This is a genomic window from Flavobacteriales bacterium, assembly GCA_021739695.1.
GTDB lineage: Bacteria > Bacteroidota > Bacteroidia > UBA10329 > UBA10329 > UBA10329.
In genome coordinates, this window is the sequence record JAIPBM010000009.1 from 97,400 (window position 1) to 115,746 (window position 18,347).

At 42.9% G+C, this 18,347-nt stretch carries 13 protein-coding genes; all 13 read right to left on the reverse strand.

Annotation, left to right across the window (positions count from 1 at the left end; translation table 11 throughout):
* Positions 1-12 precede the first annotated feature (12 nt).
* The 13 genes from K9J17_07725 to asnB all read right to left on the reverse strand — a co-directional run bounded on the left by K9J17_07725 (position 13) and on the right by asnB (position 18,344).
* Positions 13-1,455, reverse strand: a complete 1,443-nt coding sequence (locus tag K9J17_07725; protein ID MCF8276607.1) for a hypothetical protein — start codon at positions 1,453-1,455, stop codon at positions 13-15.
* 84 nt (positions 1,456-1,539) lie between these two features.
* Entirely contained in the window at positions 1,540-2,667 is a 1,128-nt protein-coding gene (locus K9J17_07730) for a hypothetical protein (protein MCF8276608.1), read from the reverse strand.
* 47 nt (positions 2,668-2,714) lie between these two features.
* The gene (locus tag K9J17_07735) at positions 2,715-4,160 is read right to left on the reverse strand and encodes a hypothetical protein (GenBank protein ID MCF8276609.1); all 1,446 of its coding nucleotides are present in this window, start codon (positions 4,158-4,160) and stop codon (positions 2,715-2,717) included.
* Positions 4,129-5,550, reverse strand: a complete 1,422-nt coding sequence (locus K9J17_07740) for a hypothetical protein (protein MCF8276610.1) — start codon at positions 5,548-5,550, stop codon at positions 4,129-4,131. The genes K9J17_07735 and K9J17_07740 overlap by 32 nt, the downstream gene beginning before the upstream one ends.
* Before the next feature lie 115 nt (positions 5,551-5,665).
* Complete coding sequence (locus K9J17_07745; GenBank protein ID MCF8276611.1) at positions 5,666-6,376, reverse strand: TIGR00730 family Rossman fold protein; 711 nt, start codon at positions 6,374-6,376, stop codon at positions 5,666-5,668.
* Positions 6,377-6,413: 37 nt separating this feature from the next.
* On the reverse strand, positions 6,414-9,263 hold the full coding sequence (uvrA, locus tag K9J17_07750) for an excinuclease ABC subunit UvrA (protein ID MCF8276612.1): 2,850 nt from the start codon (positions 9,261-9,263) through the stop codon (positions 6,414-6,416).
* Positions 9,256-10,275 carry a lytic transglycosylase domain-containing protein gene (locus tag K9J17_07755; protein MCF8276613.1) on the reverse strand — a complete coding sequence of 340 codons (1,020 nt, stop codon included), beginning with the start codon at positions 10,273-10,275 and terminating at the stop codon, positions 9,256-9,258. The genes uvrA and K9J17_07755 overlap by 8 nt, the downstream gene beginning before the upstream one ends.
* A 5-nt stretch (positions 10,276-10,280) precedes the next feature.
* On the reverse strand, positions 10,281-11,372 hold the full coding sequence (locus K9J17_07760; GenBank protein MCF8276614.1) for an undecaprenyl/decaprenyl-phosphate alpha-N-acetylglucosaminyl 1-phosphate transferase: 1,092 nt from the start codon (positions 11,370-11,372) through the stop codon (positions 10,281-10,283).
* A 36-nt stretch (positions 11,373-11,408) separates the two neighbouring features.
* Positions 11,409-11,951 carry a dTDP-4-dehydrorhamnose 3,5-epimerase gene (gene rfbC / locus K9J17_07765; protein ID MCF8276615.1) on the reverse strand — a complete coding sequence of 181 codons (543 nt, stop codon included), beginning with the start codon at positions 11,949-11,951 and terminating at the stop codon, positions 11,409-11,411.
* Positions 11,952-11,961: 10 nt separating this feature from the next.
* Positions 11,962-14,442 carry a polysaccharide biosynthesis tyrosine autokinase gene (locus K9J17_07770; GenBank protein ID MCF8276616.1) on the reverse strand — a complete coding sequence of 827 codons (2,481 nt, stop codon included), beginning with the start codon at positions 14,440-14,442 and terminating at the stop codon, positions 11,962-11,964.
* Positions 14,405-15,091: a polysaccharide biosynthesis/export family protein gene (locus K9J17_07775; GenBank protein MCF8276617.1), complete on the reverse strand. Its 687-nt coding sequence runs from the start codon at positions 15,089-15,091 to the stop codon at positions 14,405-14,407. Before K9J17_07775 ends, K9J17_07770 begins: the two co-directional genes overlap by 38 nt.
* Before the next feature lie 124 nt (positions 15,092-15,215).
* Positions 15,216-16,412 (reverse strand): glycosyltransferase, encoded by a 1,197-nt coding sequence (locus K9J17_07780; protein ID MCF8276618.1) that lies wholly within the window; start codon positions 16,410-16,412, stop codon positions 15,216-15,218.
* Between the two features lie 3 nt (positions 16,413-16,415).
* Entirely contained in the window at positions 16,416-18,344 is a 1,929-nt protein-coding gene (gene asnB, locus K9J17_07785) for an asparagine synthase (glutamine-hydrolyzing) (protein MCF8276619.1), read from the reverse strand.
* Positions 18,345-18,347 lie beyond the last annotated feature (3 nt).

The window sequence follows — 18,347 nt, forward strand, 5'->3', positions numbered from 1 at the left end:
ATAACCAAAGAATCATTCCTGCTCAAAATAATAGTCAATCAGTGTTTGAATGTCTTCAACAGACCGAACTGCCTCACCTTCAAAAAGCAGATCAATGAAGTACAGCACCTCATCAGGAGCTATCATCCCGTTTTGGTTCAAATCAGCCCAATGGAAATCACCCGACTCTTTTGGTGCTGCATTCTTGATATCCTCCATGGTATGGTTGACTACTCCGGGTTCTTTGGTGGTAATCACTTCAGAAGTCTGCTTTTCTTGAACAGGAAGAGTGGTTTCTTCTTTGGAAGTTGAACTTGTTTCAGTGCTATTTATGTCTGCGATTTCTGTATTGATGATCTCTTCAGCTTCAACTGTTGAATTGTCTCCCGGAGTGGTCTCAACTGTTTCAGTTTCCTGATTAAGTTCGTTGCCGGATGTGTTTCCAGTTGTTGTTTCTACTTCTACACTTTCCTGCTTAGTTGACGAGATATTTTTTTCTGGAACTACTTCATTTTCCAACGCAGCATTTTTCTTAGTAGCAACATAGTCCGATTCGGCTGGTGCTTTCTCAACAGGCTTGTCGTTTGGTGAGTCTGCAGCAACATCCTCAACAAAAGCGGGCGTTTTTGTTTTGGAAGATGGTTTCGTCTGACCTAAGAACACGCTTAGCCCAACGGATGCAAAAAGATGGTTGTCGTTTCCAGACTTTCCTTGCCTATCGCCAACTCCTTTATCACTTACGTTATCCAGCATGTCGCTAAAGTTTAAAGCATAGCAGAAAGCTGCATTGACCCCAATATTCTTCGTTATTTGAAATCGAGCGCCAGCGTTAAGCGGCAAACTGAACGCTAACTGCGAATATTTCTTCAATCCGTCAAGATTTGCATCACGCAGATCAGATTCGTAATTAAAATCACGAGAGAGGGGAGTGGCTTCGCTAGCATCAACAGTTCCTTCAGCTTCAGCATTCACGCTTCCATCAGACCAATACTGATAAACAACGCCATGAGAATCTTTTAAATCTCCTTTAGATCGGAAGGAAAGCAAACCCACTCCGAATCCGACATATGGACGAACAAGTTGTCGTCCGTCTGGCCGAGGTTTTAGCAGTGGAAAGAAATTGTACTCAACGTTCAATCGTTGACTGAAAAGGGAAGTTTTATAATTGAGGTTGGTCAGATTCCGTTGTTCTTCCCCATACAATGTTCCTGCATATAACTCCAACGAGACGCTGATGAAGTTCGCAATGCGTTGCGTAATGGTCAACTGATACCCGAATTGACGAAATGGAGATGGTCCGGATTTGCTAAGCGCAATGTCAGACATGGTGTGGTTAAAACCGAAATTGACACTGATAGTTGGTAAGGGAATCATCTCGTTATCCTTAGCCAGTTCGGTAACGCTTGCCTGCTGAGCAACAAGTCCTTTACAGGAAAGAATCAAGTAGAAAGTAACCGCATGTTTTATCGACCTCATCCCGATTAATATGGAATTGTAAGGTAAAAAATAACCCAGGTCTTTCGGCCTGGGTTAGTTTGTTTTATCAAAAAGTCAAAGTGATTATTGTCCAGCAATATCAAGCGCTTCTTTCACGTGAATACGAACGCCATCGTTGTAAGCAGTCACAAAAGGACCTTCAACGTTGTTGCTGTCACGCAATTCATTGCTGAAAGTCTTCGCTGGTCGGTAAGAACCGAATTCTCCTACAACATATTTGAACATGCCATCATGCTCTTCGATCACGATTGTTTCGTTGATGCCATATTTAGATTGGTAAATGGCTGGGTCTACACGGTTAGGACCCGCAGCTACTTGAACACGGAAAACCAGTCCTGGTTTCGATTTCATCATAGCATCGTTGTAATTAGGTGCCTCTTCAGCCACTGCAACAGGTTCGGCTTTAGCTGCTTCTGCTTCTTTGCGTGCATTCTCAGCGTCTTTAGCAGCTTTTGCGTCTTTCGCTTTTCTAGCTTCTTCGTCTTTCTTTGCCTTAGCCGCAGCAGCTTCTGCTTCAGCAGCAGAATTATCAACTACCTCTACAGCAGCTTCCACAACTTCTTCAGCCGCTTCCACAACTTCTTCAGCCGCTTCCACAACTTCGGTAGTTTCAACCGTTACCCGATCGTTTTCTCTTGTAACTTCAGGCTCAGCAGCTTTTTCTGGTTCTGGAGCGGCTTCCTCTCGGGCAGCGTTAGCAGCCTCTTCCTTGGCTTTTTGATCCGCCAATATTTTATCCATTGCTGCTTTTTGCACGGCTTCTGCTTGATCTGCCGTCACAGTGATAATATCCTTTGGGATTACAAATTTCTCTGTTTCGTTATCTTTAATGTAGGCGAATGTTCCGTCAATTATCTGATTTCCACTCAATGAAGCATCAACAGAAACTTTATAAGATACTTTGAAATCGTTGTTCGGAAGCGCCATCCAAAGGAACTTCACCTTTTGCTCTTTGAAGGAGAAAGTAGCGTTAGCAGATTCTCCTGCTTCTGCTGTAAATCCAGGAGGCAATTGCTGTTGAAGCTTCGCGAAACCAGAAACGTCACCTTTAGTGATATTAAGTTCCATGGTAAAACTACCACCAGGTTCTACGGTAGCAGGTAGTTTCGTTGAAACAGATACCTGTGCCATTAGGCTGCCTGAAATCAGGATAAGTGCGAATGCAGTGATTAGTGTCGATCTCTTGATCATGCTGTTTATTTTAGATTCTGATTGGGTGACTAAGGTATTATTTTTTGTTATTGATCAAAAAAGTAGTCAATAAGGTCGTTGATATAGGAAGCTTTCACATCAAGTTCTCCATCAAAGAATTTATCAATAGCGCCATAAACTTCCCCTACTGATATAGTTCCGTTTCGGTCTTCATCAACCAACGCAAACGGATAATCGCCTGTTGAGGTTTCATTTGATGTGGATAGAGATTTATTATTTCGATCATTCTCACTTCCGTAAACTTCAAGCATGTCAGGGTATACTTCGAACATTCTAGCACGAATGGTGGCTACCGTATCGATATCTCCAGAAAGCATCTCATCAGTAAGTCCAACGCCTTTCCCGTCAACATTCAGATTTTTATCAGTGTTCGGTTCGTCATCTCCGTAATCGACAACTCCATCTTCGTCTGTATCCAAAGGACAGCCAATTTCATCTACTGATGTTCCAGATGGTGTTTCTGGACAAACATCTTTTTCATCAGAAATACCATCTCCATCAGAATCTCCGTCCAACGAGAAGAATTCCATGTCATCATATTTTGATTTCTTTTCCTTTTTAGGACTAAAGAAGTCAAAATGGTACGACACTGAGGTGAATAGGAACATGTCGTTTGCCTTGTTCCCAACACGTCCAGCAACTCCATCTCGAGTATAATTATCAATTAGATCAGTAAACGCATATGAAAAGGTCGAGGTCAATCTGATAGCAGAACGAGGAGAAACCTTGAAGTGCAATCCGAATGTAAATGGCAGTGTCAGGGCAAATTGCTTATAAGTACCCAAGCTATCAAGATTAGCTTTGCGAAGGTCAGTTTCATATACATAGTCTGAACGAAGAACAACAGCATCTGGATCTGAACCATTAGCTGGCTGAGCTAAACTTCTTATGGTACCATCACTCCAATAGTTGTAGGCTACACCATTTTCGTCTTTCAGGTCTCCCTTCGCATCAAAGTTGACTGCACCAACCCCTACAGAAATGAAAGGGTTAAGGAATCGCTTTGGTGGTAGGATGCCAGCAAAGTTGTAAGTAGCATTCAAGTTGAAGGAGACGATATCCGTACTGAAGTTGAGATTACGTTCAACTGAACGTTCTCTTGCAGTCATTTTGCCATAAGCAACATCAAACCGAACACCGAATGATGGACTGAAATTCTTGATGACACTTGCAGAAAAGCCGTAGTTATTGATCAGTGGATTAGTCCGCTCGTTGTTGTTTACTTCTCCAAAGTAATTGAAGATACCAGCACCTAAACCTATAATAGGTTTATAGATGGTGTTCTCTTCATTCCAAGCTTTGCGTGCCGACTTAATGGCATCTCTCGATGCCTGAGCGTCTGCTTTAGCTGAATCGGTGGCAGCACCGTCCTGAGCGAATACGTTGAAACTGAATCCGGTAATAACCAGAATTGCGAGCAGCCTTTGGAACATCACTTGACTATTGGTCGAAGAAGAAATCGATAAGGTCATGCAGTTTTGCAGCAGAGAAATCGAGTTCACCTTCAAAGAAAGCATCAATGGCCCAAGTTATCTCGTCAGCAGAGATGAAGCCATCACCATCACGATCAACCACAACGAAAGATCCAAGTTCTTTTGTTTCTTGCTCTTCTTGCGGTTTTTCGAAAGAATAGTATGAACCTACTTTTGCCCTTTCCATAGTTGGATAAGCTTCGTAAATGATGTCGTGAGCCACTGAATTAGTATCAGGCAATACGATGAAATCAGGGTCGATTGTCATACCATTTGCATCAACCATGGCAGAGTCTGCAGATGTTTCTTGATCTCTATAATCAGGAACACCATCATGGTCAGAATCCAACGGACAACCAGACTTGTCTACCGCTGCTCCAGCAGGCGTATTGGCACAAAGGTCTTCTACGTTGATAACGCCATCTCCATCCTCATCTGCATTATCCAGTGCAAGGAAGTCGAAGCTATCAAACTGTGAAGAGTCTGGTTGTTGTTTTTTAGCAGCGATGTGATATGCAAATCCAACAGAGGTATATAGGAAGTGATCTGTTTGTTTTCCGCTTTTGTATCCATCCAACTGATCGCTCAAGGTCCAGTAGTATGTAGCGCTGATGTCAGCATGGAACTTGCGTCCGAATTTGTATCGAAGACCAAGACCAAAAGGAAACGCAACCGAATTGTGTTGCAATTTGCTTCCGTCAAATGATTGCTTCAAGGTTGTCTCGTACTTGTTGTCGATGTCCAAAGCAACAGCGCTGCCCAATTCGCCTTGTACTTTCGGACGGTCCATAATGCGACCATCATCCCAATAGAAGTATTGGTTTCCATCCGCATCCAAAAGGTCTGTCTTCTGTGTCATCTTAAGAATGTATCCAACCCCACCGAATAGGTAAGGAGAGAAGTGAGATGAACGGCTGATGAAAAGATTGTTATCGAGATACACGTTTACTTTAAAGTCGATGTTCATCAACTCTGTTTGAACGTTTCTGTTTCCAAGATTAAGATTGTCTGTGGTGGAAGTTATTGGTGTTCTTTCCTTTTCTCCTAACCAGCCATAAAGAAAGTTCAACGAGAAACCCACAGCACTGAAAGTTCTGTGCTCAATTCCAGCGTTAATTCCCCATTTCCAATTAGTAGTGTTGTAAAGGTTGGTGCCACTGGAAATATCATCTCCAAGCAGCGACATGTTACCACCTCCAACATAGATATACGGCATCTTATTGTCGTAATAAGGAGGTCGAGGTTTCTTTTCCTTTTCTTCCTTTGGCTCTTGTTCGGTCTTTTCCTTCTTCTCTTTTTTAGCCTTGCCTTCTTCGGCAGGTGCATCTTGGGCGTAGGTGCCAAAAGAAATTGTTAGAATAAGAAGTGAGAGTATAAGTCTAAGCTTCATCCGGTCGGTTTTGCGCTAGTTGGGGCTGAAATATTGCGCGTAAAAATAGAATAATTCTCCTAATTCACGTTGGTTTAACATTCGATGCTTTCAACATCGGCACAATGGCGTGAGTTTAGAAATTCGGCTTGATGCTGTATTTGGAGTAGAATTCTGTGATCACCGCTGTGGCTTCGTCAGAAGTGTCCACAAGATGGATAAGATCAAGGTCTTTTTCGTTGATGTTCTTCGCGTTTTCGTGCATGGTCTGCTTGATCCAATCCATTAGTCCGCTCCAAAAGGACGTACCTACAAGTACAATGGGAAACTTGGCAATCTTGCCAGTCTGTATCAGCGTAAGTGCTTCAAACAATTCATCCATTGTGCCGAAACCACCTGGAAGCACTACATATCCTTGGGCATACTTGGTAAACATGAGTTTACGCACAAAGAAGTAATCGAAATTGATGAGTTTGTCCATATCTATATATGGGTTCGATTTCTGCTCGAATGGTAGGTCGATGTTCAGACCAACAGATTTGCCGTTGGCCAACCTTGCGCCTTTATTGGCAGCTTCCATAATACCGGGTCCACCGCCTGTAATGATTCCAAAACCGTGAAGTGACAGTTTATAAGCGATGTCCTCGGCCAGTTTGTAATTGGGATTGTGCGGTTCTGTTCTGGCCGAACCGAAGATGGAAACGCAGGGACCGATACGTGCCAAGGTCTCGAAGCCTTCTACAAACTCGGCCATGATCTTAAAGATCTGCCACGAATCTTTGATCTTTATCTCACTCCAGTCCTTGTACTCAAGGGCTTGTTTGATGCGATTGTCGTCTTCGGTCATAGTGTAAAAGTCAGAATTATTGCGAGAACCTCTAAGCTCAAAGAGCCCCAAGGCTTTCCAGCTCCTTGCGCAGAAACTGTCCTGTAAATCCTTTCGGAGATTTGGCAAGTTGCATGGGCGTGCCCGTTTCGAGGATCATTCCGCCACGCTTACCACCTTCCGGACCAAGGTCAATGAGGTGGTCGGCACTGCGGATGATGTCCATGTTGTGCTCAATCACCAGAACAGTATTGCCGCGGTCGGCCAATTGGTTCAGCACCTCCAACAGCACACGGATGTCTTCGAAGTGCAATCCCGTGGTAGGTTCATCCAATATATAGAAGGTGTTTCCCGTATCGCGCTTACTGAGCTCAGAAGCCAGCTTGATGCGCTGCGCCTCGCCACCAGATAGGGTAGTGGAACTCTGTCCAAGCTTGATGTAGCCAAGGCCCACATCATGAATGGTCTTTATCTTTTTAAGGATGGAAGGAATGTTTTCGAAGAAGACAACCGCATCGTCAATATTCATGTCAAGCACATCCGAAATGGATTTGCCTTTGTAGCGTATTTCTAGGGTTTCGCGGTTGTATCGATTGCCGTTGCACGAAGGACACTGAATGTGCACATCGGGCAAGAAGTTCATTTCGATGGTCTTGAGGCCAGCGCCCTGGCATTCTTCGCAGCGACCGCCTTTTACATTAAAGGAGAAACGCCCCGGTTTGTAGCCTCTTATCTGTGCCTCTGGCACCATGGCAAAGAGGTTTCTGATGTCAGAGAAAACACCTGTATACGTAGCAGGATTGGACCTTGGCGTGCGGCCAATGGGGCTTTGATCAATGGCAATTACCTTGTCTACATGCTCCAATCCAATCACGCGGCTGTATGGCATGGGTTCTTTCTCTGCCCTAAAAATGGCCTTATTCAGAATAGGGTAGAGGGTTTCGTTGATGAGGGTTGATTTGCCACTGCCCGAAACGCCTGTTACGCAGATAAATGTTCCAAGCGGAAACTCGGCAGAAACATTCTTCAGATTGTTGCCTGTGGCTCCGCTCAAACGCAGCGTGTGGCCGCTTCCTTTTCGGAACTTTTTCTTTACTGGAATAAGATGACCGCCATTAAGGAAAGCTGCCGTAAGCGAATCGCGTTTCAGAAGTTCTTTGGCTGTTCCTTGTGCCACAATTCGTCCGCCATGTATGCCAGCCTTGGGGCCAATATCTATGACCTGGTCGGCAGCTTCCATCATGTCCTTATCGTGTTCCACCACAATGACCGAATTACCCGAATCGCGTAGTTTCTTCAAGGCATCGATCAAACGTTGATTATCGCGTTGATGAAGGCCGATGCTTGGTTCGTCCAAAATGTAGAGCACGCCAACCAGCTGCGAACCAATTTGTGTGGCCAATCTGATACGCTGCGCCTCTCCACCAGAAAGTGAGCGTGCAGGTCGGTCTAACGAGAGGTAATCCAAGCCCACATCTAACAGAAATTGAACCCGTGTTTGAATCTCTTTGATGATCTCTGTGGCAATTATCAGTTGCTTATCATCAAGTGTAGATGGCAGTTCTGTGAACCAGTTTTGGAGTTCTTGAAGATCGAGGGCAGATACCTCGGCAATGTTTTTACTCTGAAGCCTGAAATGCAGTGCTTCTTTTTTCAGTCGTGCACCGTTGCAACTAGGGCAGGTTTTAAGATGAGTAAAGCTCGAAGCCCACTTTTGCAGTGCAGTGCTATCCGATTCATCGTTCTGTCTGCTGATGAAATTCACAATTCCTTCGAACGACAGCGAATAACTACTGGCATTTGAATGCGCATCTTTCACCTTGAAAACTTCGCTGCTACCATAAAGGATCACGTTCAGCGCCTCTTCAGAAATATCTTCGATGGGCGTTTTCAGGTCGAATTCATGTTTTATCCCAATGGCTTCCAACTGATTGAAAATCCAGTTGCTGCGTGCTTCTCCAATTGGGGCAATTCCACCACGGGCAATGGAGAGTTTTGGGTTTGGGATGATCTTATCTACCGAAATTTCAGCCACGGTGCCAAGGCCGTTGCATTTATTACAGGCGCCATAAGGCGAATTGAACGAGAAGAAGTTTGGCGCTGGTTCATCGTAGGCAATGCCTGTGGTTGGGCACATCAACGAACGACTGAAAAACCGAACCTCGTTCGAATCGTTCTCCAATGTCATCATCGAACCTTTGCCATGTTTCATGGCCATCTGCACCGAATCTGAAAGACGCTTGGTACTCTTCGAATCGATCACCAATCGGTCAACCACAATTTCTATATCGTGAACCTTATATCGGTCTAATTTGATGTCGGAATCAAGGTCAAGCACCTCTCCATCAACACGCACTTTCTGAAATCCTTGCCTTTTTATCTGAACAAAAAGTTCTTTGTAATGTCCTTTTCTGCCTTTGATGACCGGAGCGAGCAACTGCACTTTTGCATCGGCCAATTCTGACTTAAGTATGCGAATGATCTCTTCGTCTGAATACTTAACCATTCTTTGGCCCGTGTTGTAACTGTAGGCTACTGCTGCTCGGGCAAATAATAACCGAACGAGGTCATAGATCTCTGTAACCGTGCCAACCGTTGAACGCGGACTTCTGTTGGTCGATTTCTGTTCGATGGAAATGACAGGACTCAGTCCAGTGATATTATCCACATCCGGCCGTTCCAGCGTTCCTAGAAATTGGCGTGCATAAGATGCAAAGGTTTCAATGTAGCGCCTCTGGCCCTCTGCATAAATGGTGTCGAAAGCAAGCGAAGATTTGCCGCTGCCGCTCAATCCTGTGATGACTACCAGTTTATCGCGGGGAATTTTAATGTCGATGTTCTTCAGGTTATGGACCCGAGCACCGTAAACCTCTAGAAAATTGTCTTGACTTTCAATAGTCTCACTCATCTCCGCCTTTCAATTGTAAGGTGTCCTGAGATGATTTCAAGCTATCTATTACCGATTCTATTTCTGTGGAAGTGAAATCGTAATAGCCAGATTTTGGAAGAAGAATGTCGTAATGCCTACCTGATTTGTTGGCAAGATATGTATCGCGCAACCACGGATTAAATACCTTCAGAATCTTGTAATTCGCTTTATGATCGTGGGCAAATTTGGCCAGATCAGCAATGGCCGTATCTACACCAAGCGTGTAGGTTTGCTGCGGTGTGTAAAGGTCCTTAAGCCGATAGTGAAATCCGTATTTGGTTGGATGTTCGTGAATTTCTTTGGCAGCAAGAACTCGAAAAACGTACCTACTGGTTTCATCATTCAGAAGAAGATCGTAATAGTTGTTTGCTTCCTGCCGATTCATTTGTCTCTCAACCCCATTCATGCCCATGTTATAGCTGGCGGCAGCCAAGGTCCAACTGCCATAGCGTTTATACGCGGCATTCAAATATTTGCAGGCTGCTTCTGTCGATTTCACCACATTATATCTCTCGTCAATTACTTCATTCACTTCTAGACCATACTCTTGCCCAGTTGTTTTTAGCAACTGCCAAAATCCAACTGCTCCAGCTGATGAAACCACGTTCATCAATCCGCTTTCTACCAGCGCCAAGTATTTGAAATCGTCTGGAATTCCGTTGGCCTTTAAAATTGGTTCGATAACAGGAAACCACTTGTTTGCACGCTTATGATAAAGCATGGTGTTCGACTGCCAATACGTGTTGATCAGTAACTCACGGTCCAATCGTTCGTGCACGTCTTCATCAATTACAGGCACTTTCTCACCACAGAAGGCAAGATTTTCGGGAATATTTACGCTATAAACACGGTAATCCTCATTGAAGCGGTCCTGAAAATTCTCATCCTCATTCTTGTGGTCATCGCTCGAGAAAAGGAATAGATGAGGACCTAATAAAACGGTCAACAGAAGCACGATGCTTGTAACTAAGCGTTGCGTTGTTTCTTTCATCTCGATCAACGTTTTTCCTTGCTTTTATTCACGCGTGTAATTCCGTAAAGAAATCCGAACAGAATCAGAAAATAAGCGAGGAATATTCCAAAGTGGATATATTCCCAACGCGCAATGAGTCGATCTATTATTATCAGAAAGATCACTGATAAGAAAGACAATCCGAAGAACGAAAGCGCAACTTGCCTATCTGTTAGTCCAAGATAGGAGAGATGGTGGGTTGTATGATCTTTACCTCCCACAAACGGTGATTGTCCTTTTAAAAGTCGGTTAATGGTCACAGTTGTCGTGTCAATGATTGGAACGATGAATACCAATAACGCTACAATGAACTGTTTTGTTTGAATACGGAAATCGGGCTCAGCATGTCCGTTCCATAAATATAGGATACCGATTGCTGCCAAGAACACTCCTAGGAATTGACTTCCTGTATCGCCCATATACATTTTGGATGGATTCCAGTTGTAGTAAAGAAATCCAAGCAATCCTGCCAATACGCCCAAAAGCGTAATGAAGTAGATGCTTAGTACTTCTCCTTTTGAAAATAGCATGTAAAGCACAGCCAATATCACTGAAATGGAAACCGTTGTCGTAATCCCGTCCATGTTGTCTAACATGTTGATGGAATTCATAAGTCCAACAACCCAGAGAATGGTTAGGAAATAGTCTACAGGAGTGATTCCAGAAATGTTGATGCTTGTACCAGTTGCAATTAGAATAATCGCACTGCTGAACTGAGCAAAGAACTTGAGAAAGGGTTTCGTGTTGTACGCATCATCAGCCAATCCAACAACGAAACCTAATGAGCAAGCAGCCATTACTCCTAAAAATTGGACAATGTCGTTGATGTAAGTGACAGCCTCAAATAGAATTGAATAGCAAGCGATCGAGAAGAGAAACATGATGTAAAACGAGATTCCACCGAATGCAGGCTTGGAAGTGGAACTCCATCTGACCATAGATTCTGTCTGATCCTTTACCCCCAAGTTCCGTGAGAACTTCAAGAATAGGCCGTTAATAAGGAATGAGAACAATGTGGCGCAGACCAAGAATGCTGCGTAAACCCAAAGGACCTGTTCTGCGTTTAGTTTTAGCATCTTATTCAGATATGAGCGACATGATCAACGTAATTATTAAAACTGGCTATTCAGTTCAGAAAAGCGAGGCGCCAATGAATCTTTTTCAGAAAGAATTGGGTTTTGAATTCCCCAGTCTATTCCGAGTTCAGCGTCATTCCATAATATGCTGCCTTCCGAATCTCGGTTGTATTCTTCGGTACAGTCATAATAAAATATGGTATCGTCCATCAAGGTTTTGAATCCGTGAGCAAACCCTGGAGGCACCCACAGTGCTTTCTTGTTTTCCTCTGATAGTTCAATGGAAAAATGCTTGCCATAGGTCATTGAATTCTTGCGTATATCCACTACCACATCTAATACCGCGCCTTTCAAAACGCGAATCAATTTCCCTTGAGAAAATGGCGGATTTTGGAAGTGTAATCCTCGGACGACTCCTCCCTGCGATTTCGAAATATTCGTCTGTTTAATGTCCATAACCAATCCATCAGCTTCGAATGCTTGCTTGTTGAATGCCTCATAGAAATATCCTCGAGGGTCATCAAAAACTTTAGCTTCTACAATAAACAGGTCTTTAAGCTCAGTTTCAATTAATTTCATTCAACTCTCGTTATTCATATTTTTTCTGGAAAAGACGTTTCCAAAGGCTCCCTTGTCCTTTTTCTTCATCTTCCTCGTAATAACCATAACCATAACCATAACCATAACCATAACCATAACCATAACCATAACCATAGCCGTAACCATAGCCGTAGCCGTAGCCATAACCAGAGCGCTGTGTATCTTGACCATTTAGGATAACAGAAAGATTACTCACTTTATTCTCATGCTTTAATCGATAAATGTTGTCGATAAATGGCTTCTTGGAATAATTGGCTCTAGCAATATATATAGGGTAGTCTGCCTTTTGCATGTTCAAGATACCATCTGTAACTATTCCACAAGGAGGGTTATCAATGATGATGATATCGTAGGATTTCTTTAATTCTCCGATTACAAGATCCATTCGGTCATTGATAATCAACTCTGAAGGGTTTGGCGGTATGGGGCCTGCCGTGATAAAATAAAGGTTTTCTAACGTACTTGATTTAACACAATCAGAAATTTCATCTTGCCCAATCAAAAGCGTGCTCATGCCCTTGTCATTTTCCACGTTGAAACCAAGGTGAATTTTCGGTTTTCTCATGTCTAGGTCAAGGATGATTACTTTCTTGCCAGCATAAGCAATTATTCCCCCTAAATTGATGGCCACAAATGTTTTGCCTTCCCCAGAAATGGTTGATGTGATGGATATTAGTTTTGATTGCCCACTTTCGGCAGAAATGTACTTAAGATTAGTTCGGATGGATCGGAATGCTTCCGATATCATCGATTTAGGGTTCTTGTCAACCAACAGTTGAGAGTTGGGAATATCCTTTTTGTATCTCGGAACTACTCCCAAAACAGCAACATCAATGTGCTTTATAATGTCGCGGATAGATGTTATCTGGTTGAACAACAGATACTTAAATAGCACAATAGCGATGCTTAACATGAGTGCTGCAACAAAACTTAGAGATATAACCGATTTGCGGTCGGGGAAAACGGGGTTTGTTGGAAGGTTCGCAGTTTCTAAAACACGATTGTTGGATACATAACCTGCTTTGGAAATGGAATACTCAGCTTTTCGGTCTACGAGTGTATTATAAAAACTTTCATTTACGCGATAGATTCGCATCAATCTTGAATATTCAATCTCGTCATAAGTTGACTCTTCAGCCAGCGTCTCATTTTTGTAGATCTTGATTTGTTTGTTAATCTCCGTTAGCCGATTGTTAATGTTTTGCTTTACGGAGGTCAGACTCTCAATTATCAGTTTTTTTTGAATTCCAATTTGATAATTCAGCGCTTTGATCTGATCACTGGTTTCTTTAACTACGTACAGTGCTTGCTCTTTCTGTAGCAGCATTCCCTGTAAGCTTTTTAAGGAGGTCGCAATGATTCCTTCGTGTTCAGAGCCAGCCAAAAGAGAAACAAGCCTGTAAACATCGAGATTGACATTTTCAGCAATTTCAGCTTCTACTTCACTTAAGATCGTTTGTTCCACTGTTAGGTCTACAGCTTCATCTTCTAGCGTTTTTAAGCGGCCTTCAACAGAAGGTAGAGCCCGTGATTCGATGGCTGACTTATCATTGATTTTGTGTTCTTTTCTGAATGACTGAATGTTGTTTTCGGACTCATATAATCGGTCGTATATCTTTGCTAACTGAGCGTCAATGAATTCCAGAATTCCATTTGCGGACTCTTGTTTTCGTAGCTTATCGCCTTCAATGAAGTCTTCTGCAATTTGTTGCACGATGTCTCTGGCCTTAACTGCATTATGATCTTTCAGTTTAACATTAATGGTTTTCGCGTATTCATTTAGTATCTCAACCTCAAGTTTTCCTAAATAGCTATTTAGGTACGTTTCTTCACTGTTAATAATCACATAAAATTGATTCTGTTCCTCGTTTTGATTCTGAAGAATTCTTTCATAATTGTTCACAACAACTTGAAAAGCAATATCCTGCGTGTTAATTGAATCTAGAAGGGAACTTTCAAGTGCAATTGTCTGATCACTTAGGCTGTATTCAACGTAAATTCGATAATTATCAATAAATGTGAGGTTTATAGGTTGATTGTAGATTTCAGGATTTTTGATTGAATAAGTAATTGAAAAAGGAGAGCTTTGGTAAAGCTCAGAACTTAGAACTTCACCTTTTATCATATAGCTGATGTCCAATGGAAGTTTGGACAGCGACTCCTTGATTGAGACTGGAGAACGAAGCAGTTCAATTTCCTGTTGAATTGTTTCACTATGAAGATCACTCGTTTGAAGAAGCGCATTCGTTCTGGCATCGTGTCCCAATTGAACCGTTGCTACAGATTGATAAACGGGAGGAGTAAACCTTAGATAGAGAAACGCTACGAACGCAAAAAAAGTGAACAATATGATAATGGCCAGAATGTTCTGCCGCGTGATTGATAGCAGAAGGCCAACGTCTATCTCATCATTGATGAGCGATATGTTCTTCTTATTGTCCAAGTTGTTGAAGTCTAGTAACGATGGCAACAGTACTTACAACTGAACTGAGAATTGCTAAATATGGTGCAAGTTCGGACAAGACTTTTGAAACGTAGTTGCCTCTTGTTTCGATATAAATGATATCGTTTGCCTGCATCACCAAATTTGCACTTTGAATACCTTGAATAGTAGACAGGTCAACGAGATATACACTTGGATTTCTCAAATCGCCACGAACGATCTTAACTTTGTTCGCTTTTCCTTGAGATGGAATACCTCCGGACATGGCAAGGACTTCAAACAAAGTGGTATTGTCGTTAACTAAGCTTACAACACTTGTGTTAGCACCAGCAAAAATCATTACTCTTTTGTTGCTGACCTCAAGAAGAACAAATGGGTTATTGTAAAATTCTGAGAACTTGTCCTCAATTAACATTTCTGCTTGGCGAATCGTGAGTCCTTCCAAATAAATTCTCCCGAATAATGGAAGTTTCGCAAAACCGTCAGATTCTATTTTTATCTCAAGATCTGTAGCTCCTCCAACGGAACCAGAAGCACCGCCAGAAATATTGATCATGCCAGCCCCATCATTCGTCATCAATCTAACAGCAATTCGATCGTTTGCAGCAATCCGGTATTGTGTCTCTTGAATTTCCGAAAAATCAGAATATTCAAAACCAGGACCAATTCTCATCATCCTGTCTCTGTATAAATACCGTTCGCAAGAACTGAACAGAACCAAGAGAAGTAAGCCAAAAAAACGGTATCTCATCTAAAGCTTAGATTTCTGCAAAGGTAAGTATTAATCGAGGCTGATTCTGCTATTTGCCATTCTCCAACAGCCGCTTGTAGAGACTGTCCATTTTTGATGTAAGTTGACTGTAATGGAACCGCTCTCCTACGTGGCTCCAGCCCTTACCAGACATTTCATTTCTCAGTTCGTCAGATTCAATCAAACTCATGAGATTTTCGGCCATTTTTAATTCGTCCGTAGGTTCGGCAAGTAAACCAGTTATGCCATGGTCAACTACGTTTTCAACGCCACCAACATTTGTAGAGACAACCGGAGTTCCGCTTGCTTGCGCTTCAATTAAACTTACTGGAGTCCCTTCATTTTTTGACGTTAGAATTACAATATCTAATCCTGCATTTATCGCGTCAATATCGTTTCTCCAAGAACAAAAAGTGAGCGGAACACCTTCAGGTTTGTAATCTGGAAACGCATTAAATGGGATGCTGATTTCTGAACAGAATGCTTCCAGTTCTTGGCGCATTTCACCATCGCCTACAATGAAGAAGCGGACCTTTTTGGTCGTATTGTCGAGCACGTGCCGAACCAATCGAAGGAAGTATTTATGGTCTTTTATATCCACTAGACGACCAATGATTCCAACCGCAATTTCATCATTCTGCACATTGAATTCTTTTCGGAATGCAGCTCGTTTTGATTCGGTATCTGTTCTGAAACGATCAAGGTCAAATCCCAGTGGAATTACCTCAAACTTATCTGGTGGTGCAATTTTGTGTTCGATTGAAAGCTCGTGCTTTTGAATGTCGCTAATAGCGATAATCTTGGAAGTTCGCTTGGCCAACGAACGCTCTATTTGTTTGAACATGTTGGTCTTTAGCGAACCGAAATACGAATGGAAGTAATGGCCGTGAAACGTATGAACGATAACGGGAACCTTCCGATTATGCGCGGCTAATCTTCCAATGGCACCAGGTTTAGAAGCGTGCGTATGAACGATATCAGGTTTGAAATCGTCAATGATCTTCTCAATGGCACGGTAAGCGGCCATATCAACACCCAGACTAATTTCCCTTTGCATTTCTGGAACTATGACAGGCTTAATGCCTAAATCAGCAAGTATGTGACTCGAACTCGCTTCGTTCTCTTCCTTATCGCCACCAATCAGCAGCGTTTCATATTCCGATGGAAGGTATTTGGTCAAATAGGCCACATTGAATGTTGGCCCGCCCAGGTTAAAGCGGTTGGCTATTCGAAGAATTCTTGGCATTGGTCAGTGGCGAATATACCTTTTCCACCACGTTTGGAAAACAATCAGATTCCAGACGTGCGTGGCGGAATCGCCAGGGTCGTTAGAGTGTAATTTGTTGAGCAGTGTTTGAATCGCTGACCAATTGAAAAGTTGCTGCTCATCAACGAGTTTCTTGCTCAAAAGGTCTTCGTTTATAAGTGAATTCAATTCTCCTTTGAACCAATTGAGTAGTGGAACCTCAAATCCGTGTTTTGGTCTTCTGAAAAGCATTTCTGGCAAATCCGCTCGAAACGTTTCTTGTAGAATCCGCTTTCGGATGGCGGAAGTGATCTTGTATTCTTCAGGAAGGGAACAAGCAAATTCCACAATTTCATGGTCCAAGAACGGAACGCGTACTTCCAAACTATTTGCCATGCTCATTAGGTCTACTTTCGTGAGCATATCGTTTCTCAAAACCTGATGCAAATCGGTGTAAAGCACTTCGTCCAAGTCGTTAGTTGTGCCGAGTTCTTGGGTGAGTTTTTGCTTTCGTTTATTTAAATCCCCCGGCTCGTACCTCGCCACCCCCTTTGAAAGGGGGAAAATGGCATCTTCACCGTTTACCTTGAACATTAAGCGTTGAATGTCCTTTTCAGACATAAAGCTCGCCCAATTCCAATATCGATCCTTCGCGACAAGCGAAACGCCTTCGCTGAATTTCTGTAATTGTCTGACGCGATTTCCAATGCTCGAATTCCTTGAAGCAGGAAGTAAGAACCAAAGCGGTTTCAACGCTGCAACTAGTTGTTCTTTCATTCCTAGATTCCGTGCCCTGAACTCAGCTGCATGCTTATTGTAACCGCTGAAAAGTTCATCGGCACCATCACCAGAAAGGGCAACGGTTACGTGCTTTCTGGTATGGCGACAAAGGATATGAACGGGCAGGGCAGAGGAGTCTGCAAAAGGCCTGTCGATGTAGTTTAATACATCATGCAAATCTGCATACAGATCATCATTGGTGAGCTTGAAAACCGTGTGGTTCGAACCAATGTTTTTCGCGACAGCTTCAGCGTAATGTGTTTCGTCAAATAACGGTTCATCGGCATAACCGATAGAGAACGTATTCAGTTTATCGGTCTGTCTGGCTGCCAAAGTAGCTATGATGGAACTGTCAATTCCACCGCTCAAGAATGAACCCAGCGGTACGTCCGCAATCATCCTTCGCTGAACGGATTTCTCCATCAACTCGCGCAGTTTTTGCTGCGCTTGCTCGTAAGACATGTCGGTTTTCGGAGCTGTTGGTTTTGGAATGCTCCAAAATGCCCCACTTAGAACTTCCGAACTTCGAATTTTCATCCAAGTTCCAGGTTCCAACTCAAGCACATTCTTGAAAATCGTCTCTGGATAAGGCGTGTAATTGAACTGATGATACAGAAACTGCGAATCTGCGTCAATCACTTTCGGTATTCCGAAAGCCATCAACGATTTCATTTCACTTCCGAAAACCAATACATCCGCATCTTGATAAACCAACAGCGGTTTGATGCCCATTCGGTCACGAGCTAAAAACAACTCATCAGTTTCTTTATCGTGAATTGCTAGCGCGAAAAAGCCGTTCAATTTATCCAATACCTTTTCGCCCCATTGAACATATCCTTGAAGTAGAATCTCGGTATCAGAACTGGTTCTTGGTTTGAAATTGGTCAGTTGCGCTTCAACTTCCTTGTAGTTGAATATCTCACCATTGAAAACCATTGTAAAACGTCCGCTTGCATCGGTGAATGGTTGATTGGCTGAAGCAGATGTGTCGATGATTGCCAAACGTGAATGCCCCAAGGCTGCGCTGCCTTCAACGTACTTTCCACTACCGTCTGGACCGCGGAGCGCCATCGTTGCAATGGCGGCATCGAGCTTGGAATGGAATTCCTTGCCTTTATCGGTTATCGCATACGTTCCTGTAATGCCGCACATATC

What these genes read in the sequence shown, in the direction of transcription:
- K9J17_07725 (MCF8276607.1), bottom strand. Translation starts at nt 1,455, where the DNA reads ATGAGGTCGATAAAACATGCGGTTACTTTCTACTTGATTCTTTCCTGT.
- K9J17_07730 (MCF8276608.1), bottom strand. Translation starts at nt 2,667, where the DNA reads ATGATCAAGAGATCGACACTAATCACTGCATTCGCACTTATCCTGATT.
- K9J17_07735 (MCF8276609.1), bottom strand. Translation starts at nt 4,160, where the DNA reads ATGACCTTATCGATTTCTTCTTCGACCAATAGTCAAGTGATGTTCCAA.
- K9J17_07740 (MCF8276610.1), bottom strand. Translation starts at nt 5,550, where the DNA reads ATGAAGCTTAGACTTATACTCTCACTTCTTATTCTAACAATTTCTTTT.
- K9J17_07745 (MCF8276611.1), bottom strand. Translation starts at nt 6,376, where the DNA reads ATGACCGAAGACGACAATCGCATCAAACAAGCCCTTGAGTACAAGGAC.
- uvrA (MCF8276612.1), bottom strand. Translation starts at nt 9,263, where the DNA reads ATGAGTGAGACTATTGAAAGTCAAGACAATTTTCTAGAGGTTTACGGT.
- K9J17_07755 (MCF8276613.1), bottom strand. Translation starts at nt 10,275, where the DNA reads ATGAAAGAAACAACGCAACGCTTAGTTACAAGCATCGTGCTTCTGTTG.
- K9J17_07760 (MCF8276614.1), bottom strand. Translation starts at nt 11,372, where the DNA reads ATGCTAAAACTAAACGCAGAACAGGTCCTTTGGGTTTACGCAGCATTC.
- rfbC (MCF8276615.1), bottom strand. Translation starts at nt 11,951, where the DNA reads ATGAAATTAATTGAAACTGAGCTTAAAGACCTGTTTATTGTAGAAGCT.
- K9J17_07775 (MCF8276617.1), bottom strand. Translation starts at nt 15,091, where the DNA reads ATGATGAGAATTGGTCCTGGTTTTGAATATTCTGATTTTTCGGAAATT.
- K9J17_07780 (MCF8276618.1), bottom strand. Translation starts at nt 16,412, where the DNA reads ATGCCAAGAATTCTTCGAATAGCCAACCGCTTTAACCTGGGCGGGCCA.
- asnB (MCF8276619.1), bottom strand. Translation starts at nt 18,344, where the DNA reads ATGTGCGGCATTACAGGAACGTATGCGATAACCGATAAAGGCAAGGAA.